Origin of the sequence: Actinoplanes sp. G11-F43 (assembly GCF_050589265.1) — a bacterium.
Lineage (GTDB): Bacteria > Actinomycetota > Actinomycetes > Mycobacteriales > Micromonosporaceae > Actinoplanes.
The window spans coordinates 135011-161032 of sequence record NZ_JBNZCE010000014.1 but is presented as its reverse complement, the minus strand read 5'-3'; the positions used below and the strand labels follow the sequence as shown (position 1 = coordinate 161032).

Below are 26022 nucleotides of genomic sequence, written 5' to 3'. Positions count from 1 at the left end.
ATCACCACGGGTCAACCGGTCACCCGGCCGATCCGGGCGGCGTAGGCAATCAGCCCGGTCACCGCCAGAGCACCCGCCAGCAGCGCGGACGGCCGGCTGGCCGCCGGCTGCAGCAGCCAGAACACCATCTGACTCCACATCTCGTGTCCCGGCGAACCCATCGCCTGGACACCGGCCCACACCACCGGGGCCAGCCAGGCGAACTGCACCCCGGCCAGCGCCACCCCGATCCCGGCCAGCCCGGCCAGCCCGGCGCTGTTGCGCAGGATCTGCCCGGCGGAACCGAGGTCCACCCCGGCCGGCCCGGCCCCGGCGATCAGCACGAACGTCACCAGCGCGATCCCGGCCAGGTGCAGGGCCCGCCGGGGCGGCCAGCGCAGCGCGGCCGTCGACTCCAGCTCGTCGTCGTCACCGCTCATCGTGGAGATCAGCGGGGCCAGCACCAGGACCGCGGTGAGCACCGCCAGACTGGTGTGCACCTCGGGACGCCCGGCGAAGGCACGCCAGGTGACCCCGACCACGGTGACCGCCGCGGCGGACACGGTCACCGCGAGCGGAACCCGCCGTGAGCGCAGGTAGAGCGGAAGCCACCGGCTCACGACGCACGCTGCCCGGTCAGGATCGCGGTCAGATCCCGCTGCTCGCAGCGGTTCGCGGCGTCACGCAGGGCGGTGACCCGGCGTACCTGCTGCTCGGGGGTGGCCTTGCGCAGTTCCGCGAGGATCTTGCGATAGGAGTCGTCGGCCGGCAACATCCCGAACACGTAGTCCGTCACCTCCAGGGTGTCCCGGCCGGACAGCCACGCCCCGGCCGCCCAGAGCGCGTCCAGGTCCCGCGGCTCGCACCCGTTGGCCGTGGTCCCGGCGCCGGCCAGGATGCTGGCCTCCAGGTCCGGGTCGGTGTCCCGGGTGTCCACGTCGAGGCGGAACGCGACAGTGCCCGGCTCGATCCTCGGGGTGGCGCCGGTGTGGTCGAGGTCGTCGCCGGTGGCGACCTTCTCGGCACGCCACTCCACCGCCCGGGTCGGGGCGTCCGGCAGCCGGCCGAGTCTCTCCAGAGCGGCCCGGACCTGCGGGGTCACCGACGGAAGAAGATGCGCGTGTACGGCGGTGACACAGACCTCCGGGGTGCCGTCGGCACACACCAGCCGCTGTGCGGCCAGGTCGATGCGGTAGCGGTCCGGCTGGGTGTCCGGGGTGATCGCGACGGTGGCCGCGATCCCGGCCACCAGCAGCGCCACGCCCCCGACCCGGCTCAGCCAGAACACCGCGCCGGCCAGCAGCAGCCCCAGGGCCAGGCTCAGCCGGCCCATCAGCGCCTGATCGGTGAGCACCTCCCAGTGCGCGCCCGGCGGCTGGCCGTTGAGGTTGAGGCTGCGCATCGGGTTCGGCTCGCCGGCCGTCACCTCGATCTCGGCGGCCAGCTGCACCACAAGCGCGAGGGTGGCCAGCGCCGGCGGCAGGATCCGTGACGGCCAGGCCCGCCCGGCGGCGATCCCGGTCCACGCCGCACCGGCCAGCAGCACGGTGTCGACGAGCACCGACAGCACTCCCCGCGCGGCCAGCGCACCGCCGTTGGCCGCGATCACCGCGGCGCCGGTGCCGAGCAGCAGCAGGTGGCCGCCGATGACCGCGGCGGCCAGCGCGGTGGCGCCGGGCAGCATCCGCTGCCACAGCGGGCGGCCGGTGCTGCCCATCAGCTCGGCGGCCCGGGTGTGCCCGTCCCGGCGGCCCAGCATCGCACCGCCACCCAGGGCGATCGGCACCAGCAGGAACATCGCCGACGAGCCGGCAAAGGTGAACACGTTCCAGTACAGCAGCCAGGGGCCGCTGTGGGTGGCCAGCGCCAGCGCGCCGACGACGGCGACGGTCAGCGCGAGGGCCTTGCCCGGTCCCCGGCGCAGTTCGATCAGCAGAGGGCTGGTCATGCCGTCCTCCGGTGGCGTTTGAGCAGCACCGAGTAGCCGCGCTCGGCCGGGCTGTCGCCGATCCCGTCCGGGTCGGTCTCGCCCAGCCGGACGATGTCGGTGGGCAGCCCCTGGAAGACCAGGGTGCCCTTGTCCATCACGACCACGTCGGAGCAGGCCGCCACCACGTCCTCGACCAGGTGGGTGGAGACCAGCACGCAGCTGTCCGAACCGAGTTCGCGCAGCAGGTTGCGGAACTCGACACGCTGCTCCGGGTCCAGGCCCACGGTCGGTTCGTCGAGCAGCAGCAGCGCCGGGTCGTTGACGATGGCCTGGGCGATCCCGGCCCGCCGCAGCATGCCCCCGGACAGCGCCTTGAGCCGGGAGTCGGCCCGGTCGGTCAGGCCGACCCGGTCGATGGCCCGCTGCGCCGCCATCGGGATCGACGGTTTCGGCATCTCCCGCAGCCAGGCCATGTACTCCACGTAGTCGCGCACGGTGAACCGCGGGTAGTAGCCGAAGTCCTGGGGCAGGTAACCCAGCCGGCTGCGCAGCCCGCGCAGGCCCCGCCGGTCGGTGACGTCCGCGCCGAGCAGGCGCAGGGTGCCGCCGGCCGGTTTGACCACCGTGGACAGGGCCCGCATCAGGGTGGTCTTGCCGGCGCCGTTCGGGCCGAGCAGCCCGTGCACGCCCGGCCCCAACGACAGGTCCAGGCCGTCGACGGCCAGGTGCCGGCCGGCTTTCAGCCGCAGTCGTGCCGCCTCGACGTCCCAGGCGTACGCCCGGGGCCGTACCTCATGTGCGCTGACCGCGCGAATCATCGGGTCTCCCTCTCAGTTCCAGCTGTCGACCCTGGCCAGCGCGCCGGAGCGCAGCGGGACCAGAGCGGTGATGATCAGTGCGGCGATCGCCCAGCCGGGCGTGCTCGCCGGTTGCAGCAGGACCGGTGTCGCGGCGGCGGCCACGGCCGGGGCCGCGACGGCGAGCAGCCAGCCGCCGCCGAGCACCGCCGCCGCCCGGGACACCCCGATCAGGCTGCCGAGCAGCACCGTCGCCGCGGTGAAGGTGAGGCACGGCAGCAGCCACAGCGCCGGTTCCCGGTCCAGCGACCAGCCCGCGACGGCGAGCGGCGGCAGGACCCCGAGCAGGACCGCGACGGTGCGGCGCAACAGCAGCTCGAGCCCGGCCCGCGCGGTGCCCGCGACCACCTCCCACGACCTGTCGCTGTGCCGGGACCAGGCGAAACCCAGTCCGGCCAGCGGCGCCACCGGCGCGAACAGCAGCACCAGCGACGGCCGGTTCGGGAACACCCGCTCCAGCAGGAACGCCGCTGCCACCGCCAGCACCGTCACCGCCGCCACCGGGGGCAGCGACCAGGACGCGCCGTGCCAGGCCAGCCGCCGCCACCGGCTGCGCCGCACCGGGACCGGCCCGTCCAGCACTCCGGTGTCGATCCGCTGTTTGGCGCCGTCGAGCAGATCCCGCAGGTCAGCCGGGGCGGCGTCGGTGAGCCGGGCCAGGCAGTCCGGGCAGGACTCCAGGTGTGCCTCGACCGCCCAGGCGGTCACCTCGTCGAGATCACCGCCGGCGTACGCGGTGAGCGAACCGTTCGAGACATGCGTGGTCATGACAGTGCCTCCCGCAACGCCACCCGGGCCCGCCGGGCGCGACTCTTGACCGTGCCCTCCGGCACCCCGAGCAGGACGGCCGTCTCCCGGACGGTCAGCCCGTCGAGGACCATCGCCCGCAGCACCTCACGCAGGTCGGGGGCGAGCCGCCCGAGGGCGTCCCCGACCTCGTCGCTGACGGTGGCGGCGAGCACCTCGTCCTCGGCGGCCGGCACGCTGCGTTCCGGCAGCACCTCGGCCGGGGTCTCCCGGATGCGTTCCCGGCTGCGCAGGATGTCGACGAGCCGGCGGGCGGCGATGGTCCACAGCCAGCCGGCCGCGCCCTCCGCGCCGCGCGCGTCGCCGAACGAACCGGCGGCCCGCCACACGCTCAGATAGGTGTCCTGGATCGCCTCGGCCACGATCCCGTCGTCGGAGCAGCGCCGTCGCAGGCGCAGCGCGAGGTACGGCGACGTGCGCCGGTACAGCTCGTCGAACGCCTCACGGTCGCCGCGGGCGATACGCCGCAGCAGCCGCGCCTCACTCGCCTCGGTTACCTTCACACCCGACTGATCGTCGCGGCGCCCGCCCACGGATCACGAACGCGAGTGCAATGGATCACACCTCAGCCGAACAGGATCGTGGTGAGGCGGTCGCTGCTCTGCCGGTAGCCGGTGGACCCGGTCGGCGGCTCGACCAGGATCCGCCGGCAGCCGTCCTTCTCCACGTAGAGGATGCCGCCGCCCCCGAACTGCAGCACGGCGAAGCCGCTGGCCGGGGTGGCGCACGCGGCGGAGGCGGGCGCGGACGCCTCGATCTCGGCCCGGATCACGGTCCACTCGGCCGCCGGCATCGGTCCGCCGGCCCGGAAGTCACCGGCCGGTTTGGCGGTGCCGCGCTCCGCCTCCGGGACGAAGTAGACGCAGCGCTGGACCGTCGTGGTCGCCGGCAGCGGCGCGAGGGTGGTCGCGAAGTCGTTGCCGGTGCCGCCCATCGCCCACGCCATGTCACCCCAGGTCTGGGCGCAGCCGCTGCTCGCCGCCCCGTCGGACTCCGCCAGACCGATCACCCGGCTGCTGACCTCGGTGGTGGTCAGGGCGTAGAAGGCCTCGCGGTATTCGGTGCGGGGTTTGCCGCACTCGTCGATCGGCACCCCCGGGCGGATCCACCGGCCGTCCGCGTCGACCAGGACCAGCCAGGGCACGCTCGGCAGGTCCATGGTGCACACCTCGGCGCCGACGGTGGCGTCCGGCAGGCGCAGCCCGGCCAGCAGCGCACCCAGGCCGGTGGCACGTGACTCGGAGGCGACGATCTCGGTGCCGCCGCCCGGCCGCTCCCGGGTCCCGACCGCGCAGATCACCGCGGCCACCGGCTGGAATCCGTCGCCGAGCAGCGGCATGGTCAGCGCGTCCTGCGCGTCACCGCTCGGCTGCTCCGCCGACCGTCCGGGCGCCGTGTCGCAGGACTCCACCGGTCGTGCACGACCGGAGCCGACGGTCCGAGCCGCTCCGGCAGCTCGGTCGGGCCGAAGCCGACGTCCTCGGCACACCCGCCGGCGGCCACCAGCACCAGCACGGCGACCAGCGCCATCACCCGCTCACCCACCGGCTCAGTTTAGGCGGCGGCACACAAACTTCCGTAGTCGGCGAGGGGCGTGGAAGGCCTGCTTCGTGTGTCCCGGCGAAGGTTCTGTTCGTCCTACGCCGTCGTGCCGGTCGCCAGCGGGATCCGGATCGTCTCGATCCAGGCGGGCACGCTGCCGGGGGCCGTGCCGACCAGCCCGGCGACCACCCGGACGTTGCCGGGCCGGGCGTCCGGCCACGGGGTCCAGCCGTCGGTCAGGACGATGATGATGTGCGGCCGTTCCGGGCCCCGCAACGCCCGGTCGATGCCGACCCGCATGTCGGTACCACCGCCGCCGGCCAGCACCACGTCACCGATCGTGGCGGCCCGGCGCACGGTGTGCACGTCGGCGTCACACGACAGCACGGTCACCCGGTTGCGGCCGATGCCCACCGCGCGCAGCACCCCGGCCACCTCGCCGAGGACCGCCTTCAGCTCGCCGGGCCCCATCGACCCGGAGGTGTCGACCACCACCGCCACCCGGGGCATCGGCCGCCGCAGACTCGGGAAGACCACCCCGCGCACCGCGGCATCCCGCCGCGACGGGCGCTGATAGGTGTAGTCGACGGCGCCGGACGCCCACGCCGCGGCCTCCCGCACCGCCCCGGTCAGGGCGCGCCGCCAGTCGACGGACGGCTCCAGGATCTCGTCGGCCCAGCGCTGCCAGCCGCCGGGGATCCGGCCCCGGGCCTTGACGTGTGCCCGCATCTCCTGGGCGGTCTGCCGGCGGAGCGCCCCGGCCTCCACCGGGCTGACCCGGGCGGCCTGCGACGACTCCCACGGCATCGTCTGCCCGTGCGCTCCGGAACCGCACTGCGGATGCGGCGGGGTGGCCGGGATGCCGGGCAGGTACTGCTCGAACATCTGCCCCTCGGGCAGCCCGAAATGCTCCGGCCGCACCGCGTTGGTCGGCAGTGACGACAGGTCGTCGTTGATCTCGCAGTCCTGGGCCAGGTTGACCCGGCGATGGTCGTGGCGCACCCCGGCGGGCAGCAGATCAGCCCGGCCGTGATGGTCGCGCAGCAGGTGGGCGACCTCGTGCACCCACACCCCGGCCAGCTCGTGCACCGGGGTGGCGTCGACGAACCCCGGGTTGACGTAGCAGCGCCAGTGCCGGTCGACCCCCATCGTCGGCACGTCGTGGCTGGGCACCACGGTCAGGCTGTACAGGGCCGACGCCAGGTACGGCTGGGCGCCGGCCGCCTTCAGCCGCGCGCCCAGCAACCTCGTCCGGTCCAGTGACGGGTCAGGCGGCACCGGGCAGCATCCCCGACGCGGTCAGCACACCCAGGAACGCGTCGATCGACGCCGGCACCGGCCACTGCGGATCCCGCATCCGGGCCAGGTCGAACGCGGCCCGCGCGGCCACATCCGGCACCCCGGCGTCGACCGCCTTGGCCAGCACCTCCCAGCCGGCCTCCCAGCGCTGCCGGGTCACCGACGCCTCGATCGCGGCGACCACCGCGGTCAGGAACGCCAGCTGCCGGTCGCCGCGCTCGGGCAGGGCGAACGCCGACGGGTTGGCCAGCACCCGCTCCGGGTCCGGCAGGTCCAGCTCGTCCAGGTAGGTGGTGAACTCCAGCCCGGCGCCGTCACCGACCGCGCCGATCACCGCGGTGGCCAGCGCCTCCCGCCCGGTGCCCGCGCAGAAGTGGAAGACCAGAAGACGCAACACCATGTCCCACGTACGCGGTGAGGGCCACGCCCCGCCCCGCGCCTCCGCGTCCGACGGCAGGTGGTGGGTCAGGCCGGGCCGGGCGGTGAGGAACCCGGCGATCACACCACGGGCCTTGGCCAGCGCGTTCGCCGCCCGATCGGCGTCCACCGCGGGCACCTCGATCCTCGGCCACACCCCGGCCAGGCCCCGGGCCACGGTCCGCGGATCGTGCCTCCAGTGCAGGTGCACGAACCGGTTGGCCAGCGGCGGGCTCAGGTGCCAGCCGTCGGCGGCGCTGGACGGCGGGTTGGCCGCTGCCACGATCCGCACCTCCTCGGGCAGGACCAGGCTGCCGACCCGGCGTTCCAGCACCACCCGCAGCAGGGCCGCCTGCACGGCCGGCGGCGCCGACGACAGCTCGTCGAAGAACAGCAGCCCCCGGCCGCGGCGGGCCAGCCGGACCGCCCAGTCGGGTGGCGCCATCGGCACACCCTGCACGGCCGGGTCGTCGCCGACGATCGGCAGGCCGGCGAAGTCGGACGGCTCGTGCACGCTGGCGATCACCGTCTCCAGCGGCACCCCGAGACCGTCGGCGAGCTGGGCGAGGGTGGCCGACTTGCCGATGCCCGGCTCGCCCCAGAGCAGCACCGGCAGGTTCGCCGCCACGCACAGGGCCAGGGCGGTGGCCCGGTGGTCGGTGACCGGTTCGGTCCTGGTGACCCGGATCCGGCGCAGCAGCGAGTCGGCGGCGTCGAGCCGCGCGGTCATTGGTTCCTCCGGATGTGGGTGATGGCGGCCGTCAGATCGGGGTTCTTGCTCTCGCCCATGGCGGCGATGTACTGCCGGAGCGACACGCCCTGCACGCTGGCGCGGGTGTGGGCGCCCGCGTCGACCAGCGCGATGATGTAACGCGACGGCCAGTGCTGCTGGACCGCCTCGTACAGCGGGGTGTAGCCCTGCTTGTCGGCGGTGTTGACGTCCAGCCCGGCGGCGGTCAGCCGGGGCAGCAGCCCCGGATCGCCGAAGGTGCGCAGCATGTGGATCAGGGTGCGGCCGCCGGCGTCACGCAATCGTGGGTCCAGGCCGGCGTCCAGCATCGCCTCCAGCAGCCGCACCCCACCGTGCTCCAGGCGCAGCATCAGGTCACGGCGATGATCCCGGAGACCGCGGGGCAGCCGGCCGGGGCCACCGAACCAGGCCCGCTCGGCGGCGAAACAGCCGGACATCCGCCCACCGAACGCGGCGAGGGCGTGCTCCCGCTCGCGCTCGCTGTCGTGGTGCTCGGTCAGGTCGATGCGCCCGGAACGCACCCCCACCCAGTGCCAGAGCCCGCGGCAGCGGACCCGGAACATCTCGTCACGCAACAGCCCCGGCAAGGCGTCCGGCTCCGGTGTGGACGGCCCGGCCGGGAACAGCGCGGCCCGCACCAGCGGATGCAGCTGCTCGGGCCGGAGCACACCCGCGCCGACCAGTTGCAGGTCCACCGGTGGGCGAAGCATGTCCGGGTGCAGCATCAGCACCGGCCGTTGCTCCCGGTCGTCCCTGGTGTGCGGCGCGATCCGGAACCGGCCGTCCTCGGCCTTCAGACAGGCCCGCGGCGGCGAGGAGGACCACGCGGAGTGCAGCGGCCAGGTGGTGACCCCGAACTGGGCGATCACCCGGCGCAGCTCGTGCGCCACCAGCAGCGGGTTCAGCCGGGTCGTGTGCGGGTCGAACAGCGAGGCCCGCCGCGACTGGTCGGCCCGGTAGTCCCAGCCGGCGTCGAGCCACCCCTGCAGCTCGTCGGCCGTCGCGGCGGGTGCGGTGAACGACGCCGGCTCGCGCAGCTGCATCGCCCGGCGGGCATCCCACAGATAGGCCGGGACCACGATGACCGGCCCGGCCGCCAGCTCGCCCCACCGCACCGCCCGCAGGGTGAGGCGCTCGGTCGGGAAAGTCCGCACCAGCAGCGAGAACTCCCCGGCCGGCTCGGCGGCCAGCAGATAGCGCCGGTCGGCCCAGACCGCTGTGGAACCGTGCAGTGTGCGCGGCAGGTGCCAGCGCAACAGGTCGGGGGCGAACCCGGCCAGCAGATCGGCCACCGGCGCCTCGTCGTCGATGTCGACCTCGACCCCGGCGGCCTCGCAGGCGGCCCGCCAGTCGCCGCGCGCCCGGGCCGCGGTGCACTCGGCGATCATCCAGGTCGGCACCGCGTAGCGCCGGATCCGCTCCCAGTCACGGATGACCGAACTGTCGTCGCGGCTCATCCCGCCCTCCCCCGTGAACGTCACATGGTGGAGCCGGCCGGATTCGAACCGGCGTCCTCCCAGTTGATGCCGGGCGCGACGACCTCTGCGCTACGACCCCACCGCGCGGCGAGCATACGTGAGACCTCCGACATTTCCGCCACCGGTTTACGCCCGCTCGCGGATGTGGGCGACGGCCGTCGCGAAGTCCGGGTCCAGGTCCTCGCGGTAGTCCAGGACGTCGTCGAGGTAGTCGACGACCGACATGCCGTCCTGGTTGGGCGCGTGCGGGTCGGCGCCCGCGTCCACCAGGGCGATGATCAGGTCGGCCGGGGCCTGGTAGACGACCGCCAGGAAGAGCGGGGTGCTGCCCTCCAGGTCGCGGGCGCCGATGTCGAGTCCGGCGGCGAGCAGGCGGGGGAACAGCACCCGATGGTCGTACGACCGCAGTCGGTGCATCAGGGTCCGGCCGCGACTGTCACGCAGGTGCGGGTCCATGCCGTCGTCGAGCAGTTCCAGCACGGCCCGGGTGCCGCCGTGCAGCATCCGCTGCCACAGGTCCTCGCGGTGGGCGCGCAGGCGTTCGGGGAGCCGCCCGGCCGTACCGGACCAGGTCTGTTCGACGGCGAAGCATCCGGTGACCGCCCCGCCGAACGCCCGCATCGCCCGTTCGCGCCGCCGTTCCTCCTCGGTGTGCGCGGTCAGGGCGAGCCGCCCCCGGTCGACGCCGATCTCGTGCCACCGGCCGTGGCAGCGCACCCGCACCGGTTCCGGCGAAACCGGATCCGACGGACCGCTTGCCGGTACGCCCGGGAACAGCGCCGCCCGCACCAGCGGATGCAACTGCCCCGCGGTGAGGCGCCCGGCCCGGATCAGGTCGAGGTCGACGGCCCGGCGGGTCAGCGCGGTGTCGATCCGGTGCAGGTCACGCAGTGGTGAATCGCGGTCGGACCAGTTGAGGGTCTTCCATTCCACCCACACGGTGCTGTCGTCGACCACGATGTGCAGGCAGATGTGGTGGTCGATCCAGAGCGCCCACTCCCCGGTGCCGATCCGCGCGGTCAGCTCACGGGCCAGCCGGATCACCCGCGCCGGGTCGAGGACCGGGGCCAGGTCGCGGTCCGTCCACTCGCCCAGGATCTCGGCGCCCGCTTCGGTGAACGCGGCGGCCAGGGTGTCCCGGCGGTGGACCCGTTCGGTGCGGGCCGGCGGGTCGTCGCCGATGCCGAGCGCGTCGTCGGGCAGTGGGGTGCCGTCGGGGGCGAAGCCGGGCATCCGTTCGGCCGATCCGCCCAGCGCGGTCCGCAGTCCGGTGGCGTGCCGGGCGTCCCACAGGTGGGCCGGGACCGGGATCACCATCTCGTCGGCGAGGTCCTCCCACGGGACCGCGCGGAGAGTGAGCCGCTGGGAGCCGAACAGCGAGGCCGGGCTGTCCACGACCAGCGCGGGATCGGCCGGGCCGACGGTGCCGTCGCCGGGCACGAGCACGTAGCGGGTGTCCACGGCGATCGCGGTGTAGCCGCCGAGGGCGCGCGGGATGTGCCAGCGCAGCAGGTCGGGGGCGAACCCGGCGAGCAGGTGCCGGACCGGCCCGGCGTCGTCGATCAGCACGTCGACGTCACCGGCCGCGCACGCCCGCCGCCAGTCGCCGTCGGCTCGGGCCGCCGCACCTTCGGTGATCATCCGTTCGGGGACGGCGTAGCGGCGGATGCGCTGCCACTCGGCGAGCGCGGCCGGGTCGTGGCCGCTCACCGGTAGACGCTCACGATCGCGGTGATGTCCTCGTGCGGCAGGCCGGCCGCGCGCGGGGCCGCGCGCCGCATGCGCCGGGGCACGCCGCCGTTGATGCCCAGGTGGTCCAGCCCGGCGCCGGCGGCCAGCAGCAGTTTCGCGCCGCGCCCGGAGACCTCGGTGAACCGGACGTCGAGCCGCTTCAGGCTGCTGCCGGGCAGGGCCGCGGCGAGCAGGGCGGCGCCGGTGTCGCCGACGATGTTGGGGCTGCCGCCGAGGGCGCGTTCCGACGGCGGGCGGGACAGGTCGAGGGCGGTCCAGTCGTGCAGGTTCGCGGCCAGGGCGGTCATGTCGGTGATGCCGTTGCCGCCGAGGCCGAGCGTCATCGGGTAACCGGCCAGATTCGCCGCGAGGGCGGCCACCCCCTCGTCGCCGAGACGGTTGACCGACAGGAACAGCTCGCGCACCCCGCCCTCGACGACGAGGCGGGTCAGGACCCCGACGGCGTCGGGGCGCAGGCCGTTGCCGCCGAGGAAGAGCCGTTCCAGGACCGGCGGGCGGGTGGCCAGCACGTCGGCGAGCGGTTCCAGGCCGGACCCGGTCAGCCCGGTGTTGACCAGGTCCAGCGTACGCAAGGTGGTGTTCTCGGAGAGGGCTTCGGCGAGGCGGCGGACACCGTCGTCGCCGACCGGGTTGCGTTTGAGCCACAGGGCGCGGATCTCGGTGTCGGCGGCCAGCCGGTCGGCCAGGGCGCCGGCGCCGTCCACGTCGATCCGGTTGCAGCCCAGGTAGACGGTGCGCACGCCGTGTCCGGGGGTGAGTTGCCCGGCGACCGCGCGGGCGCCGTCGGTGCCCAGGCCGTTGGTGCCCAGCAGCAGGTGGGCGACGTGCGGGGAGCCGGCCGCGGCCCGGGTGATGATCGCGGCCTGGTCCGGGCCGACACCCTGTTTGCAGAGGTCGACCCGGCCGTCCGGGCGGATCAGGCCGCGGGCGAACTCCTGCGGCGCGGTGACCGGCTCGGGGGCGCCGAGCCGGCCGAGGATGCCGTCGAAGTCGCCCGGGTCGGCCAGGCCCAGGTCCGGGTTGCTGATGGCGGGACACCGCACGACGACCGTGTCGTCCACTGTGGCCTCCCCGTCCCGGATGAATCAGTCAGGGGCGAAGCCGGCCGGATTCGAACCGGCGTCCTCCTGCTCGATGCCAAGGCGCGACGACCTCTGCGCTACGACTTCGCCGCGCCGGAGCATACGTCATCTCATCCGCGGCGCCACTTCTGGTTGGCTCCGCCCTGGCATTCCCACAGGACCAGTCTGGCGCCGTCGGCGGCGTTGGAGGCGCCGATGTCGAGGCACTTGTTGGCCTGCGGGTTGACCAGGTCGCCGGCGCCGCTGAGCACCCACTGCTGGGCGGGGTTGCCGGAGCAGTTGGCGATCTGGATGGCCGCGCCGTTGGCGGTGGAGCCCCAGGCCACGTCGAGGCACTTGTTGTTGCCGGTCCTCAGGGTGCCGCCGGTGGCCTCCCAGCGCTGGGCGGCGGTGCCGTTGCAGGTCCACATCTGCACCTGGACGCCGTCGGAGAAGTTGCCGTTCGGCACGTCCAGGCACTTGTTGTTGAGGCTGCTGATCAGCGCGTTGCCGGTGGTGGGCGGTGGGGTGGTGCCGCCGCCGGTGAACGGGGAGATGATGATCGCGGCCGACCGGGGGTCGCCACTGTGCACGAGGGACTCGAAACCGCCGACATCGTCGTACGCGAATCCGTAGGCTTTTCCGTCGGCCATGTTCGCGTGCATGATCCGCGAATAGTGGTTGGCCGCGCTGTTGCGGTAGAACTGCGAGGCGTCCAGGACCGGTTCCTGCGTCGAGGTGCCGAGGGTGCCGCGGTTGAGGGCCGTACACAGGGTGCGTTTGATCTCGGGTTCGATGAACGGCGGGACGTTGGCGGCGTTGAACACCCCGTCACAGCCCCACACGTTCGAGCCGCTGGGTTTGGCGACCGTGGCGACCTGCGCGTTACTGGAGTCGGTGAAGACCATGTTGTTGCCGACGGTCCGGCCGAAGAACCGCCGGTTCGGCTCGTTCACCCGAGGCACCACGGTGAGGGTGCGGCTGGTGTAGGCGTTCCAGGCCGAATTGATGTACGCGTCCAGGTAATTGGCGTTCATCAGTCCCGCGCCGAGTGCTTTTCCGGGGGCGAGGACCCGCAGCACGGTGCCGTCCGACCGGGTGTGGACGGACCGGGCGAAGTCGGGGTTGGCGCGGATCTGGCTGATGATGTTCTCGCGGCCGTTGGCGATCGGGTCGCCGGAACGGATGGTGCGCCCGTCGGCTCCGGTGACGGCGACGGCGTGCGGCATGGAGAGCATGTCCACCTGGGAGCTGTTGAGCCACAGCCCCTCGTTGTTGTAGGTGAACTCGGACCAGTCGAACAGCACGTCGCGGTTGGGGTCGCCGGCGGCCCAGGGCGCGGGCTGGACCAGGCCGTCCGGGGTGAGCCGGAAGTCGATCTTGCGGCCGAGTGAGAAGTACAGCCGGGCGGAGATGAACCGCGGGAAGCGGACGGTGACGCTGGCGCCGTTGGCCGGGCCGGGGATGGACACGTCCGGGGCGGGTGTGGGCGGGAGTCCGCCGGCCGGCCAGTCGAAGTACTGTCCGGCCCCGTTGACGTACCCCAATCGCCCGGTGTTGATGTTCTTGGCGAGGATGTAGAGGTGGACGGCGTCGGAGCGGCCGGAGTTGTTGGTGACCGTGACCGGGAGCAGATCCGGGCCGACGGCTGCGGCGGGCGTGGCGGGGATGCTGAGGACGGCGGGCAGAGCTAGCAGGAACGCCAGAACGGCGCGTTTGACGAACAATGAAACCCCCTGGGGTGAGAGCGCTCTCACAGCATCGGTCCCATATTTAAGAGTGTCAACGCAGTCGATAAACTTTGTTACAAGTACGTCCGGTTGAGCCCGTCCAGCATCAGGTCCACGGTGAACTCGAACTCCACCCGGCTGTCACACCAGCCCAGCTCGGCCCCGTGCGACTCACTGGCCACCATGGCCATCAGATGCGGCAGCTCCATCACCCGGGGCCCCGGATCCCCACCGGTGAACGTCTCCTGGCTGAACCCCAGCGGCAGGCTGCCGAACGCGTGCAGCGCCCGGTGCGCGATCCGGTAGGAGAACCCGGCCCGCACCATCACCCGCAGAATCGCGTCGTAGTACTCGAACACCCCGAACGGCACCGCCTCCCGCGCGTTCAGCAGCCCCGGCCCCCACCGGTGGCGCAGCATCACCGACCGCGCGGCCAGGAACCAGCCGCGCAGACAGGCCCGCCACTCCCCCTCACCGGTGTCGCGCACCGCCGCCAGGATCTCCCCGATCAGCGTCTCCACCACCCCGTCGAGCAGCGCCTCCTTGTTGCGCACATGGTGGTAGAGCGACATCGCCTCCACCCCCAGCTCGGTCCCGAGCCGGCGCATGGTCAGCGCCCCGACCCCCTCGGCGTCGGCGATCGCCATGGCCGCGGCGAACACCCGCTCTCTCGTCAACGGCTTGCGCACGCCGCCTACCTTACAACGTAAGGCAGTCCTTTCCAGGAGGAACCCATGGTCCGCACCGCCCGCATCACCGGCCTGCTCTACCTCGGCCTCGCCGTCTCCGGCGCACTCGGCTTCCTGATCAACCGCCCGCGGGGCCTGTCCGGCACCCTGCTCACCTTCGAACTGCTGATCGTGCTCACCCAGGCCCTGACCGCCGCCGGCTTCTACCTGCTCTACCACCGCACCGACCCGCTCAGCGCCCTCGGCATCGGCGCGTTCGGACTGGTCAACTCGGTGCTGATCCTGGTCAGCGCGGCGATGCTGAAAGCCGGCTCACTGCCCATGAGCGACGCGGTGTGGGCGGTCAGCGCGGTCTTCTTCGGCCTGTGGCTGATCCCGATGGGCACCGCCGTACTGCGCACCGGCCTGATGCCCCGACCCCTGGGCTGGGTCCTGATCGCCGGCGGCATCGGCTACATCCTCAACGCCTTCCTGCCTCTGGACGCCCTCACCGTCGCGGCCTCGATCGGCGAGTTCTGGACCATCGGCTACCTGCTGCTCTTCGGCGTCCGCCGTACCCCGTCCACCATCGGGCCCGCCTCCGCCCCGCCCCTGCCCGCCCACCCGGCCTGCCCCTGACCAGCCGTCCACCCCGCGCCGTCCACCCCGCGCCGTCCACCCCGCGGCGGGCGCCCCGCGGCGGGCGTCACGTCAGGCCCGCGTCCGGCTGCGGATCCTCATTCAGGACCGAACCCGCTGCGAGCACGCCGACCGGCGGGGCGCCAACCCCTGCCCGCGCACACGCATGCCGGATCGAGTGCTCCCGGCGGTGCTCTCGGCCCGCCGGACGCTCACGATCCGGCAGGCGTGCGGCCTCGGCGGGCGGGGCGGCCCGGCGTTCACTCACCAACCTGATTCGTGGGGCACCGGCCGGCAGAGGCGTGATGCACCCGCCGCGCCGACACCTCCCCCAGCGGGCACCCCACTCATGATCACCACCATGCTGCCGCCGTTGGCATCGACACCTTTCATTGCAAGGCCCACCCGCCTCAGCAGGCAAATCCACAGTAGAGCCGACAAACAGCCCACAGCCCCGCAAACCCCGCAGGCGGCTAGCCGTCGCTCAGCGATGGAATGCGTCCTCCATTACCTGTCTGAGGTACAGCCGAGGTCGCCCGGCTGTACCTCAGACAGGTAATGCGGCCCTGATAAGACACCTGAGGTACGGCTAGCCGACTGACGGGCGGCGACGTGCGGACTGCAGGTAGCCGACTGACCGGCGACGACATACGGACTACGGCTAGCCGACTGACGGGCAGCGACATACGGACTGCAGGTAGCCGACTGACCGGCGGCGACATACGGACTACGGCTTGCCGGGCCGGCGGACGGGCGAGGGCTGGTCAGGCGGTCTCGACCGACACCACGTGCAGCTCACGGCCCATCGTCACGGTCACGTCGGCGCTGCCGCACGGGCACAGCGGGATGCGGTCGGGCAGGCGCTGGTCGGCCTGGCAGGCGCGGCAGAAGACCATCGCCGGGAGCAGGTCCAGGTCGAGGGCGGCGCCGTGGGCCGCGGTGCCCATCGCGGCCACGTCGAAGCAGAACCGCATGTCGTCGGGTACGACGGCGGTCAGGGCGCCGATCCGGACGGTGACCCGGCGGACCGGCCGGCCGGCGGCTTGTGAGCAGGCCGTTCCGACGATGTTCTCCGCTATCGCCAGTTCGTGCATGGGTGCAGACTCCCGGCATCGGTGACAGGGCGCGAACCAGTCTCACACGGGCGTGAGATCCCTGGTCACGCCCGTCACACCATCGGGACCATTTAGGCACGTGCCACGATCGGGGCCAGCGCGAGGGACGGTTCCAGGGCCCCGTATTCGAGGCTGCGGCCGGCGCCGAGCCGGGCGGCCACGAACGCGTCGGCGACGGGGGCGGGCGCTTCCCGGATCAGTACCGCGCCCTGCAACGCCAGGGCGAGGGCTTCCACCACCCGGCGGGCCGATGCCGGATCAGTGCCGGATCGGGTGATCAGCGCGCGGGTGGCGGCCACATGTCTGTCGTAGTCGCGGTGCACGCCGAGTGCCGACTCCAGTTCGGCGTCGACCGCCTCCACCGAGTCGGGTTCGCGGGTCATGGCGCGCAGCACGTCCAGGGCGATCACGTTGCCGGAGCCTTCCCACACCGCCATCACCGGTTGTTCGCGGTAGCGGCGGGCGAGCGGGAAGCTCTCGGTGTAGCCGTTGCCGCCGAGACATTCCAGGGCTTCGTACGCGTGGTGGGGCCCGCGTTTGCACACCCAGTACTTGCCGACCGCGGTGGCCAGCCGCCGGAACGCCACCGGCTGCCGGTCCTCGCTGTCGTGGGCGGCGGCCAGGCGCATCGCCGTCCAGGTGGCCGCTTCGGCTTCCAGCTGCAGGTCGGCGAGGACCGCGGTCATGGCCGGCTGGTCGGCGAGGACAGTGCCGAAGGCTTTGCGATGGCGTACGTGCCAGGCCGCCTCGGCCACCGACTGCCGCATCCCGGCCGCGCTGCCGAGCACACAGTCCAGCCTGGTCTGCGCCACCATCTCAATGATCGTGCGCACGCCGCGGCCGGGTTCGCCGAGCAGCCAGCCGACGGTGCCGTCGAGTTCGATCTCGGAGGAGGCGTTGGACCGGTTGCCGAGTTTGTCCTTGAGCCGCTGGATCCGGAAGACGTTGCGCCCACCGCCGGGCAGGATCCGCGGCACCAGGAAGCAGGTCAGCCCGGCGGGGGCCTGCGCGAGCACCAGGAAGGCGTCCGACTGTGGCGCCGAGCAGAACCATTTGTGCCCGGTCAGCCGCCATGTGCCGTCGCCGGCGTCGACGGCCCGGGTGGTGTTGGCCCGTACGTCGGATCCGCCCTGTTTCTCGGTCATCGCCATGCCGAAGATCGCCGACGTCTTGCCGTCGCGCAGTTGCGGGTCGTAGTCGCGCGAGTAGACCCGGGGCAGCCACTGTCCGGCCAGTTCGGGGCTGAACCGCAGGGACGGCACCACCGCGTGGGTCATGCTGACCGGGCAGGCGTGCCCGGCTTCGATCTGCGCGAACAGCATGAACGTGGCGGCCCGGGCGACGTGCGCGCCGGGGCCGGGCGCCGACCAGCAGGAGGTGTGCGCGCCGTGTGCGACGGCGGCGCCGATCACCCGGTGGTAGCCGGGGTGGAAGTCGACGGCGTCGACCCGGTTGCCCCACCGGTCGTGGCCGGCGAGGACCGGCGGATGGGTGTTGGCCAGTTCGGCGTCGCGCTGGAAGTCGGCCCGCCCGACCAGCTGACCGATCGCGGTCAGGTCGGGGAGAGCCCACTGGGCGTCGTAGCGTTTCACCGCCTCGGCCAGCGCCGGGTTGATCAGGAACTCGTTGAGCCCTTCCCGGGGCGGCGCCTGGTTGATCACCTCGTGGGTGGTCACAGCAGGAACCCGAGGCTTTCCCGGGCGGACGCTTCGGCGCCCTCGCGGGCGGCTCGCAGTGACACCTGGTCGCGGTCGAGGCGGCCGGGCAGCGGGTCGCTGAGCCGCGGGGTCAGCGCGAGGGTGCTCATCCCGTTGGACCAGCCGTCGCGGACCTGCTGCAACGTCTCCCGGTAGCGGTGCGGGCGGCCCCGGTACGCGGCGGCCAGTTCCGGGTTGAGCCGGCGCAGGTAGCGTTCCACCACCACGTCGGCGGCGCCGTAGGCGGGCTGGGTGCCGGGCGGCCGGGTGGCCAGCACGATGGCGTGGGTGGCGCCGCGGGCGGCCGCGGTCACCACCGGCACCGCCTCCACGATGCCGCCGTCCAGCCAGCGGCGGCCCCGCCAGCGCACCGGGTCACCGGCCAGCAGCGGCAGCAGCCCGGAGGCGTGCAGGCAGCTGATCAGGTCGTCGCGGTCGGCGAAGTCGGTCAGTGCCTCGGCCCGGCCGGTCTGCACGTCGGTGGCCACCATGGACAGCCGGCCGGCCCAGTCGGTGCCCGCGGCGGAACCGATGTTCAGCAGGTGGTCGACGTGCTCCACGATGCGGGAGCCGTCGATCACCGGGCGGCCGCGGGCGATCCGGCGCATGTCGATGAACTCCGGGGAGGCGAACACGTCGGCGTACGACTCGGCCATCAGCCCGGCCGAGCCGACGGCCAGGGCGGCGGCGTTGACCGCGCCGGCCGACGTGCCGACGATCATGTCGACGGTGTCGAGGATGCCCTCGCGTTCGATCACCGCGGCCATCGAGGCGGAGATGATGCCGCGCATGCCGCCGCCCTCGATGACCAGGGCGACGGTGGCGCCGTCCTGGTTGTCACCGGTGCGGCGGCGGTCGGTGAGGATCTGCTGGATGGTGGGGGTGCCGATCCGGCCCAGGCGTACGGCGGCGGCTCGTGTCGCTGTCCGTTCCTTGTCGCGCTGGGCGGGCGGAACGTCGGCCTCCGGTGCGGCTTTCTCGGCCGGCCGCACCAGGATGCTGCCTTGCGCGACCGCTACCAGGGTCGGCGTGCCGTCGGCGGCGACCGCGTGCAGCTCGCAGCGGCAGGACGCGCGGTCGCCGGCGACGCTGACCACGGTGCCGTGCGCGCGCAGTGTGGCACCGGTGGCGGGGGCCAGGTGGTCGACGGTGAGGCCGGAGGTGATCACGTCCGGGCCGAGGGCGGCGCCGCCGGCGAACAGCAGCGCGGTGTCCGCGGCGTACGCGATGATCCCGCCCTGCACCGCCCCGCGCCGGTCGGTGATCTCCGGGCGGATGTCGAGTTCCACGACGGCGCTGTGCTGGTCACCGTCCTGGCCGAAGGAGATCAGGCGGGCGCCGAGCGGCTGTCCGGCCAGGGCCCGCTGTGCGGTGGCCAGGGTGGGCGTCAGGGTCACGGTTGTCCTCCGTCTACGGGGTACGGGCTGCCGAGCGCCCGGAAGCAGAAGCCGCGAATCCCGTCGATCACGCGTTGCTGTTCCCGCTCGGTGGGTGGTGGGCTGTCCGGGCGGATCCAGCCGACCAGGGCCTCGGAGACCGCGCCCATGACCGCGCTGGAGGCCAGGCGGGCGTCCGGGGTGACGAAGACCCGGTCGGCCAGCCCGTCGCGGATGATCTGTTCGCCGAGGTCGGTGTAGCAGCGCCTGTACAGCAGGCGCTCGGCCTCGACGACTGGGCTGACCGGCTCGAACAGCAGCGCCCAGGCCATCCGCCGGCCGTGCAGCGCCCGCCCGCTGAAGATCCGGATGAGTTCGCCGAGGCGTTGTGCGGCGTGCTGGCCGGCGTCCTGGACGGCGGTGCGCACCAGGTCCACCTCGTGGCCGGCGGCGCTGCGGAACACCTCGGCGAGCAGCCGGTCGCGGCTGTCGAAGTACGAGTAGACGGATCCGACGCTGGCCTGGCAGCGCTGGGCGATGGCGGCGACGGTGGCGGCCTTGAACCCGTCGTCGGCCACCAGGTGCCGGGCCGCGCGCAGGAACCGGTCCCGCTTGTCTTCCGCGTTCTTCCTGGTCAACGCGGTGGGCCGATAGGGCATCCGGCGCCTCCGAAACTCTGAATCCGGATTCATTCGAAGACGAGAAGTGAATCACGGTTCATTTCCGCGCCACAACCACCCGGGCGGCCTGAGTCCCGGATCACCCGCGCCTTGATTGCGGCACTCCCCCGGCGGGCATGGACAGACGTCATGACCCAGCCCCGAAAGCGCCCCCGGCTGCTCACCGTCGACGGCGTCGTCTACCGCTGGCGCATCCGCCGCCGCCCGGCGATGGCGGGCCCGCTGGCCTTCGCCGTCGAACGCGCCGACCGCCCCGGCACGGTCCTGCTGGCCACCACCCCGGCCCGCCTGACCGACTCCCCCGGCACCCCGCTGCCGGCCCTGGTGGCGGCCCTGATCCGCGAGGCCCGCGCGGCGGGCTGGCGCCCGGAGTCGCGCGGCCCGGCCTTCCCGCTCTCGGCGAATCCGGACGTGCGTTCGCACTGATCGGCCTTTACCGACGGCGGCCGTTGTAATAGAAATGGTTACGATGGCGGCCAACAGCAGGGTGACGATCGCGGCGCACGCGCTGGCGTGGCTGGAGCTGGCCCGGCGGCGGGGCCGTCCGACGCTCACCTCCGGCGAGGTGGCGGCCAGCGTCGGGACGCATCCGGTGATCGTGCGGCGCAGTCTGGGGGATCTGCGGCGGGCCGGGCTGGTGGTGGCGCGCCGCGGCACCGGGGCCGGGTTCGCGCTGGCCCGGCCGGCCGAGGCGATCACCCTGCTGGACGTGTTCGACGCCGTCGAGGCCGAACCGCTGCTCGGGCTGCACGCCGCCGAACCCGACCAGCGGTGCCCGGTCGGCGCCGGGATCCGGCCCGTGCTCACCGGCGTCTATGACGAGGCCACGGCCGCGTTCCGGGCCGTGCTGGCCGGGCGCACGGTCGCCGGCGTATTGGAGGAGATTCTGTCATGATCGTGGAACTGCGGCGCTACACGCTGCGTGCCGGCCGCCGCGACGAGCTGATCGAGCTGTTCGGGCGGGAGTTCATCGCCCCTCAGGAACAGCTGGGGATGCGGGTGCTGGGCTGGTTCCGGGACCTCGACCGCGACGACGGTTTCGTGTGGCTGCGCGGGTTCGCTGACATGGCCGTACGCCGCACGGGTCTGGAGGCCTTCTATGGTGGCCCGGTGTGGCGCGAGCACGGTCCGGCCGCCAACGCCACCATGCTGGACTCCGACGACGTCCTGCTGCTGCGCCCCACAAGCCCGGTCCCGGACCGGCTGGACGGCGAGGTGTTCGCCACAATCTGGTATCAGGACCGGCCCTTCGAGCCGGTGCCGCCGGGCGACGAGACGGCCGCGTTCGTCACCGCGTACGACATCAATGATTTTCCCAGACTGCCGGTACGCGAGGGAGTCCACGCCCTGGTCCGCCTCGATCGCACAGCCGTCGACCGGCCGGTCCCGCCCGGGGTGCGCGCCGAACGGCTCAGGCTGGCCGGCTGCTGAGGAACCGCCGCAGGTGGCGGGCCCCGTTGCCGATGTCGGCGGCCGGCATCGCCCCGACGATCTCGGTGCGCTGCCGGGCCCGGGTGATGGCCACGTTGAGCCGGTGCCGGTCGGCGGCGCGTTCCGGCGGCCCGGACACGTCAACGATGATCACGTCGCGTTCGTCGCCCTGCACGTCGTCGACGACCTTGACGAAGAAGCCGTCCAGCGGGTCGCCGGTGACGTGCGGGCCGGGCCGGGCGGCGGCCACCGCCTCGCGCACCGCGTCCGCCTGCCCGGCCGAGAACACCACCACACCCAGCGACAGTTCCGGCCGGGTGGCGAAGTGGTGGATCACCCGGTCGGCGGCGGTGGCGGTGCCGGCGGCGAACACCTCCACCCCGGTTCCCGGCACGGTCCGCTGCGGTGCCAGCCGGCCCTCGTAGAACGAACCGTTGGCGAAGTCGATCAGATCCTCGTGCCGGGACCGGTAGTGCCGGTGCAGGCCGAGCATCCGCACCGCCGGCGAGTCGGCCATCAGGTCCAGGATCGACACGCTGTCGTGCACCGGTGGCAGCTGCTCCCGGTCCCCGAAGACGATCACCGCGTTGCCGTGCCCGACGGCCACCGCCGCCTCGGCCGGGCTGATCCGGCTGGACTCGTCGAACACCACCACGTCGAACCGTAGTTCCGGCGGCAGGTGCCGGGCGACGGCCGCGGGCGTGGCCAGAAACAGCGGCTTCAGCCCCTGCACGTTGCTGCGGGCCTGGTCGAGCAGGACCCGTACCGGCAGACGGTCCCGGGTCTTGGCCGCCTCGCGGCGGATCACCGCGGCCTCGATCAGATTGTCGCGGGGCCGCAGCTCGTTGCAGGCGGCGATGATCCGGGCCGCCGCGGCCGCGCCGGGATGCCCCTGGTCGCCGGTCCGCGCGTCTACCCAGGCCTGCAGAACGGCACGTTCCAGGATGCGCGGCAGCTGCGCGGGCGGCACCCGTTCGGTGACGCAGAAGTCGGCGGCGGCGTCCAGGCCCAGGTCGGCCAGGGTGGTGCGGGCGGCCCGGTACGCGAGCCACTCCTGCTGCCCGGTGGTGTCCTTGCGCAGCCCGTCGATCAGGTCACCGGCACCGTGATAGTCGTCGAGTTCGGCGCGCATGTCGGCCTGCCGGCCCGGATCGAACGCGGCCAGCAGCTCGATGCGGGCGTCGTCCCAGCCGCGGGCCAGCCGCGCGAACTGCGGTGTCGGCACCACCCGGCCCAGCGCGTCGGCCTGCGCCTCGGTGAGCGGCTCATCGAAACCGCTGACACCTGAGCGCATCCGCAACGCCCAGCTCAGCGCGGTCCGCACAGCGGTGATCACGGTGTGTTCGCCCCGGTACAGCGGCCCGAGGATCGCGGCGTACCCGTCGGCGCGCGAGTGCAGGCCGGCGTACGCGGCGTCGACGGTGGCCCGCGCCCCGGCCAGCTGGTAGGCCTCGGCGACGGTCAGGTCCCGGTTGGTGGCCTCGCTGGCGGCGACGGCCGCGGTGGCGGCGGCCCGCAGCGGCGCCAGATGCGCGCGCAGCCAGCCGGCCGCCGACAGCACCGGATGCCGGACCAGGTCGGGCGGGGCGGCCGGGTGCGGTTCCGGGGCCAGCCGGGACCGCCAGTCCCGCAGCCGGTGCCGGGTGCGGGCGGCCACCGCCAGGGCCACGTCGTCCGGGGAGGCGTCGCGGGCCAGATGGTTGGCCAGGGTCCCCAGGTCGTGGGTGCGGGCCCGGTGGATGGCGGTCGCGGCCACCGCCAGGGCCCGGTTGATCCGGTCGAAGTCGGTGCCACGGCCCTGGTAGTAGACGCCCAGCAGCGGCGCGAGCCGGCCCTCCGCCGACGCCAGCCCGAGCGCCGCCCGGCTCCACAGCAGGGCCAGGGGCAGGTTCTCCCGGGCGGTCTCCGCGTCCACACCGTCGCGGGTGATGTCGGCCAGCGCCCGCCGGTCGGCCCGGTAGGCGGGGGTGAGTTTCCTCAGCCCCCGGTTCTCCGCGGCCAGCCGGTCGGCCAGCCCCTCCACGTCGGCGCCGAGCAGAGCGTCGGTGAAGTACGGCGCAGCCGCCGCCTCGGCCTCACCCAGGTTGACGATCGCCTGGTAGAGGGTTTGCGCGGCCCGGCCGGCGGCGGTGTGCCCGTCGATCGACAGCCAGGCCCGCTCGGGCCGTTCCGGGGCGTGCGCCAGATCGATGACGGTCAGGGTGGAGTCGGCGTCGGCGAACGACACCACCGGCGGCAGCCCCATCATCACCGCCAGCCCGTTCAGCGACCGGATGGCCGCCTCCAGCATCTCGGCGTCCTGCTCGAACACCACGGCCAGCGAGGCGGCCTGCTGGGAGGTGAGCGCCTCGATCCGGACCGGGGCGACCGGCAGCCCGTGCAGGGCCGAGGTGTCCAGCGCCGGCACCAGGTCGGTGCCGGGCAGCCCGGCCCACGGCGCGGACGCGGCCCGCCCGGCCTCCTGCTGGGTGCCGCTCAGATCCCGCAGGTCGGCGGCGAGCCGGTCGACGGCGGCGGCCACCTCGTCCAGGACGGCCGCCTCGGTGGTCAGCCAGTGGTCGGGCACGTTCTCCGGGCGTTCGGCGGCGTGGTCGAGCAGCCGGGCCAGGTCGGGCACCTGCCGCAGCCGGCCGACGTCGAACGCCTCGGTCAGCCGGGTGTGCGGGATGGCGACACCGGACAGCGCGTCCAGGGCGGCCGCCGCCGCGTACAGCCGGCCGTCCAGCGATCCCTGGTGCTGCACCCCGCGCCAGATGAAGTCGCGGCCCTCGGCGGCCGGGCGCCACGCCCGCGCCAGCGCCGCCGCCGCGTCCCGGACGGCGGCCAGTCCCGCCGTGGTCAGGCCGGACGCGTCGAACCCGGCGGCCGGGGCGGCGGGCACGTCGGACCGGTCGGTGATCATGTGCCGGACGGTGCGCACCGACAGGCCCAGCGGCGGGCGCGGCGTGTCGTCGTCGCCGCCGGCCTGGCCGGGCACCTTGTCCAGGGCCTCGGCGAGGGCGGCGGCCACCCGATCCCCGGCGTCCAGATCCAGCAGGTACGGGCCCAGCCCCACCGCGTCGAGGCGGTGCCGGGCCGTCGCCAGGGCGGCGGGCGTGCCGGACACCACCAGCACCCGTTTCCCGGCGTGCAGCAGCGCCCCGGCCAGGTTCACCACGGTCTGCGACTTGCCGGTACCCGGCGGCCCGTCCACCGCGAACGACCGGCCGGCCAGCGCGGCGGCCACCACGGCCCGCTGCTCGGCGTCGGCGTCCAGCACCAGCGGCACATCCGCGGGCAGCACCGCGTCGTCGAACCGGAAATCAGGCACCCCGGCGGTCAGGGCGCGGATCACCGGATGCGCGGCGATCCGGACCTCACCGGCGGCCAGAGCTGTCTGGACGTCACCGTCGGGTCCGGCGGAATCGATCAGGCGGTCGCGCCAACGGCGCACCGAGGCCTGCGGCGGGGAGTGGGGTGGGGGGTCAGCGTTCATGGCGATCCACTCGAACGTAAGGGCTACGTTCAGTAGCGCGACTCCGCCTCCCGGTTGATCTCCAGAACGTAGGGACGATCTCCAGGACGTACGGACGAACAGGTCAGGCCCGATAGGCGAGAACCAACTGTAACTCGAATCGAGTCCGGGGGTCATCCAGATCGGCACCCAGCAACTCCCGGAGACGGTTCAGTCGGTAACTCACCGTCTGCGGATGGACGAACAGCTCACCGGCGACCGCCGTACGGGACCCCCAATGCCGCAACCAGCTGGAAAGAGTGACCAGAAGGGCAGCCCGCTGACCGGCGCGCAGCCCGGCCAGCGGCGCCAGCCGCCGGGCGGTCAGCACCGCCAGCGCCCCCGGCTCGCCCCGTAACGCCAGCGTGGCGAAGTGATCGTCGACGAACACCGGGGCCGGACCGGTGCCGATCAATTCGGCGGTACGTTCGGCGAACCGCACCGCCTGCGGCACCTCGGTCCAGTTCAGCTCCGGCCCGACCACCGCGCCCCGGTCGTGCAGCGCCTCGGCCAGCACCGGCCGGTCGGTGCGCGCCCCGGCCCGCAACAGCAGCACCGAATCCCGGCCCCGCTCGGCCACCACCCCGTCCGCACCGAACCGGAACCGGGCATCGCGCGCCTGATCGGCCGGCAGCAGCACCGGCACGATGCCCTCCACCGCGCTCCAGCCGATCCCGGCCGCCGCCTCCCGCACCACCTCCGGCGAACTACCCCCGCTGAGCAGCAGGTCGGCCACCTGACGACGGCGCCGGTCACCCTCCCCGGCCTGCTCGCGCAACTGCTGGGCCAGCCCGTCGGTGCACGCCGCGGCCAGCTCGTCGATGAACGCGTTGGTGGCGTCCGACAACTCCACCACCTCGGCCACACTGACCGCCCGCTGCTCGTCCAGCGCCCCCGTCGCGGTCCGCAACAGCAGCCGGCCGGCGATACGCAGCGACGCCAGCAGGGTCTCCGGGCCGCGGTTCTCCCGCGCCTCACCGGCGCCCAGGGCCACGAAGACCTCCCGGATGCGCGGGGGCAGGGCCGGCTCGTCGGTGCCGGGCAGATCCAGGAAACGATCGAGCGCCACCTGTACGGCGGTACGCACGTCCCGCTCGAACTTGTCCCCCGCCCCACCGGTGTTGACCGCGCTGACCACGGTGGCGATGTCACGTACCGCGTCGGGCAGCCGGGGGCGCATCGCGTCGGCCAGATCCCTCGGCACGTGGAACCACGGCCGCTTTATCACGTGGTGATAAGTCACCGGGCAATTCTTGCTGATTGCCGGACGATGCTTCGCCCGGGCGCCCGGACGACGATGGTGAACGGTAAGACGCCACG

The 26022-nt window shown here is 73.3% G+C and carries 23 protein-coding genes and 2 tRNA genes; 4 read left to right on the top strand and 21 right to left on the bottom strand.

Annotated elements, in window-relative coordinates:
* Window positions 1-11: 11 nt before the first annotated feature.
* The 15 genes from ACQ0O7_RS16040 to ACQ0O7_RS15970 all read right to left on the bottom strand — a co-directional run bounded on the left by ACQ0O7_RS16040 (window position 12) and on the right by ACQ0O7_RS15970 (window position 14292).
* Entirely contained in the window at window positions 12-599 is a 588-nt protein-coding gene (locus ACQ0O7_RS16040; protein ID WP_430782855.1) for a hypothetical protein, read from the bottom strand.
* Window positions 596-1927 carry a hypothetical protein gene (locus ACQ0O7_RS16035; RefSeq protein ID WP_430782854.1) on the bottom strand — a complete coding sequence of 444 codons (1332 nt, stop codon included), beginning with the start codon at window positions 1925-1927 and terminating at the stop codon, window positions 596-598. Before ACQ0O7_RS16035 ends, ACQ0O7_RS16040 begins: the two co-directional genes overlap by 4 nt.
* Window positions 1924-2727: an ATP-binding cassette domain-containing protein gene (locus tag ACQ0O7_RS16030; RefSeq protein WP_430782853.1), complete on the bottom strand. Its 804-nt coding sequence runs from the start codon at window positions 2725-2727 to the stop codon at window positions 1924-1926. The genes ACQ0O7_RS16035 and ACQ0O7_RS16030 overlap by 4 nt, the downstream gene beginning before the upstream one ends.
* A gap of 12 nt (window positions 2728-2739) precedes the next feature.
* Window positions 2740-3534, bottom strand: coding sequence for a zf-HC2 domain-containing protein (locus ACQ0O7_RS16025; protein WP_430782852.1), 795 nt, complete (start codon window positions 3532-3534; stop codon window positions 2740-2742).
* Complete coding sequence (locus ACQ0O7_RS16020; protein WP_430782851.1) at window positions 3531-4076, bottom strand: RNA polymerase sigma factor; 546 nt, start codon at window positions 4074-4076, stop codon at window positions 3531-3533. Before ACQ0O7_RS16020 ends, ACQ0O7_RS16025 begins: the two co-directional genes overlap by 4 nt.
* Window positions 4077-4138: 62 nt before the next feature.
* A complete protein-coding gene (locus ACQ0O7_RS16015) occupies window positions 4139-4984 on the bottom strand; it encodes a hypothetical protein (RefSeq protein WP_430782850.1) in 846 nt (281 codons plus the stop codon).
* A 227-nt stretch (window positions 4985-5211) separates the two neighbouring features.
* Complete coding sequence (locus tag ACQ0O7_RS16010) at window positions 5212-6393, bottom strand: vWA domain-containing protein (protein WP_430782849.1); 1182 nt, start codon at window positions 6391-6393, stop codon at window positions 5212-5214.
* Window positions 6383-7561 carry an AAA family ATPase gene (locus ACQ0O7_RS16005; RefSeq protein WP_430782848.1) on the bottom strand — a complete coding sequence of 393 codons (1179 nt, stop codon included), beginning with the start codon at window positions 7559-7561 and terminating at the stop codon, window positions 6383-6385. Before ACQ0O7_RS16005 ends, ACQ0O7_RS16010 begins: the two co-directional genes overlap by 11 nt.
* Window positions 7558-9039 carry an ankyrin repeat domain-containing protein gene (locus tag ACQ0O7_RS16000; protein WP_430782847.1) on the bottom strand — a complete coding sequence of 494 codons (1482 nt, stop codon included), beginning with the start codon at window positions 9037-9039 and terminating at the stop codon, window positions 7558-7560. Before ACQ0O7_RS16000 ends, ACQ0O7_RS16005 begins: the two co-directional genes overlap by 4 nt.
* Window positions 9040-9064: 25 nt before the next feature.
* Window positions 9065-9139 (bottom strand) — tRNA-OTHER (locus ACQ0O7_RS15995).
* A gap of 47 nt (window positions 9140-9186) precedes the next feature.
* The gene (locus tag ACQ0O7_RS15990) at window positions 9187-10770 is read right to left on the bottom strand and encodes an ankyrin repeat domain-containing protein (RefSeq protein WP_430782846.1); all 1584 of its coding nucleotides are present in this window, start codon (window positions 10768-10770) and stop codon (window positions 9187-9189) included.
* The gene (locus ACQ0O7_RS15985) at window positions 10767-11873 is read right to left on the bottom strand and encodes a gala protein (protein ID WP_430782845.1); all 1107 of its coding nucleotides are present in this window, start codon (window positions 11871-11873) and stop codon (window positions 10767-10769) included. Before ACQ0O7_RS15985 ends, ACQ0O7_RS15990 begins: the two co-directional genes overlap by 4 nt.
* Window positions 11874-11908: 35 nt before the next feature.
* A tRNA-OTHER gene (locus ACQ0O7_RS15980) sits at window positions 11909-11981 on the bottom strand.
* 23 nt (window positions 11982-12004) lie between these two features.
* On the bottom strand, window positions 12005-13600 hold the full coding sequence (locus ACQ0O7_RS15975; protein WP_430782844.1) for a beta-1,3-glucanase family protein: 1596 nt from the start codon (window positions 13598-13600) through the stop codon (window positions 12005-12007).
* A 77-nt stretch (window positions 13601-13677) separates the two neighbouring features.
* The gene (locus ACQ0O7_RS15970) at window positions 13678-14292 is read right to left on the bottom strand and encodes a TetR/AcrR family transcriptional regulator C-terminal domain-containing protein (RefSeq protein WP_430782843.1); all 615 of its coding nucleotides are present in this window, start codon (window positions 14290-14292) and stop codon (window positions 13678-13680) included.
* Window positions 14293-14337: 45 nt separating this feature from the next.
* Between ACQ0O7_RS15970 and ACQ0O7_RS15965 the strand changes: the two genes are divergently transcribed.
* On the top strand, window positions 14338-14910 hold the full coding sequence (locus ACQ0O7_RS15965) for a DUF4386 domain-containing protein (protein WP_430782842.1): 573 nt from the start codon (window positions 14338-14340) through the stop codon (window positions 14908-14910).
* A 764-nt stretch (window positions 14911-15674) separates the two neighbouring features.
* Here the strand turns inward: ACQ0O7_RS15965 and ACQ0O7_RS15960 are convergent.
* The 4 genes from ACQ0O7_RS15960 to ACQ0O7_RS15945 all read right to left on the bottom strand — a co-directional run bounded on the left by ACQ0O7_RS15960 (window position 15675) and on the right by ACQ0O7_RS15945 (window position 19757).
* On the bottom strand, window positions 15675-16004 hold the full coding sequence (locus ACQ0O7_RS15960; protein WP_430782841.1) for a hydrogenase maturation nickel metallochaperone HypA: 330 nt from the start codon (window positions 16002-16004) through the stop codon (window positions 15675-15677).
* A 92-nt stretch (window positions 16005-16096) separates the two neighbouring features.
* Window positions 16097-17701, bottom strand: a complete 1605-nt coding sequence (locus tag ACQ0O7_RS15955) for an acyl-CoA dehydrogenase family protein (protein ID WP_430782840.1) — start codon at window positions 17699-17701, stop codon at window positions 16097-16099.
* On the bottom strand, window positions 17698-19119 hold the full coding sequence (locus ACQ0O7_RS15950) for a patatin-like phospholipase family protein (protein ID WP_430782839.1): 1422 nt from the start codon (window positions 19117-19119) through the stop codon (window positions 17698-17700). Before ACQ0O7_RS15950 ends, ACQ0O7_RS15955 begins: the two co-directional genes overlap by 4 nt.
* Window positions 19116-19757, bottom strand: a complete 642-nt coding sequence (locus ACQ0O7_RS15945; protein WP_430782838.1) for a TetR/AcrR family transcriptional regulator — start codon at window positions 19755-19757, stop codon at window positions 19116-19118. The genes ACQ0O7_RS15950 and ACQ0O7_RS15945 overlap by 4 nt, the downstream gene beginning before the upstream one ends.
* A gap of 150 nt (window positions 19758-19907) precedes the next feature.
* On the opposite strand from ACQ0O7_RS15945, the gene ACQ0O7_RS15940 reads away from it, so the two are divergent.
* The 3 genes from ACQ0O7_RS15940 to ACQ0O7_RS15930 are packed head-to-tail and all read left to right on the top strand — an operon-like array spanning window position 19908 to window position 21209.
* The gene (locus tag ACQ0O7_RS15940; RefSeq protein ID WP_430782837.1) at window positions 19908-20204 is read left to right on the top strand and encodes a hypothetical protein; all 297 of its coding nucleotides are present in this window, start codon (window positions 19908-19910) and stop codon (window positions 20202-20204) included.
* 43 nt (window positions 20205-20247) lie between these two features.
* A complete protein-coding gene (locus ACQ0O7_RS15935; protein ID WP_430782836.1) occupies window positions 20248-20673 on the top strand; it encodes an Rrf2 family transcriptional regulator in 426 nt (141 codons plus the stop codon).
* A complete protein-coding gene (locus ACQ0O7_RS15930) occupies window positions 20670-21209 on the top strand; it encodes an NIPSNAP family protein (protein WP_430782835.1) in 540 nt (179 codons plus the stop codon). Before ACQ0O7_RS15935 ends, ACQ0O7_RS15930 begins: the two co-directional genes overlap by 4 nt.
* On the opposite strand, the gene ACQ0O7_RS15925 is transcribed toward ACQ0O7_RS15930, so the two are convergent.
* Both ACQ0O7_RS15925 and ACQ0O7_RS15920 read right to left on the bottom strand, forming a co-directional pair.
* A complete protein-coding gene (locus tag ACQ0O7_RS15925; protein WP_430782834.1) occupies window positions 21190-24684 on the bottom strand; it encodes a DEAD/DEAH box helicase in 3495 nt (1164 codons plus the stop codon). The genes ACQ0O7_RS15930 and ACQ0O7_RS15925 overlap by 20 nt on opposite strands.
* Window positions 24685-24787: 103 nt before the next feature.
* On the bottom strand, window positions 24788-25945 hold the full coding sequence (locus ACQ0O7_RS15920; RefSeq protein WP_430782833.1) for a PucR family transcriptional regulator: 1158 nt from the start codon (window positions 25943-25945) through the stop codon (window positions 24788-24790).
* Between the last annotated feature and the right edge of the window lie 77 nt (window positions 25946-26022).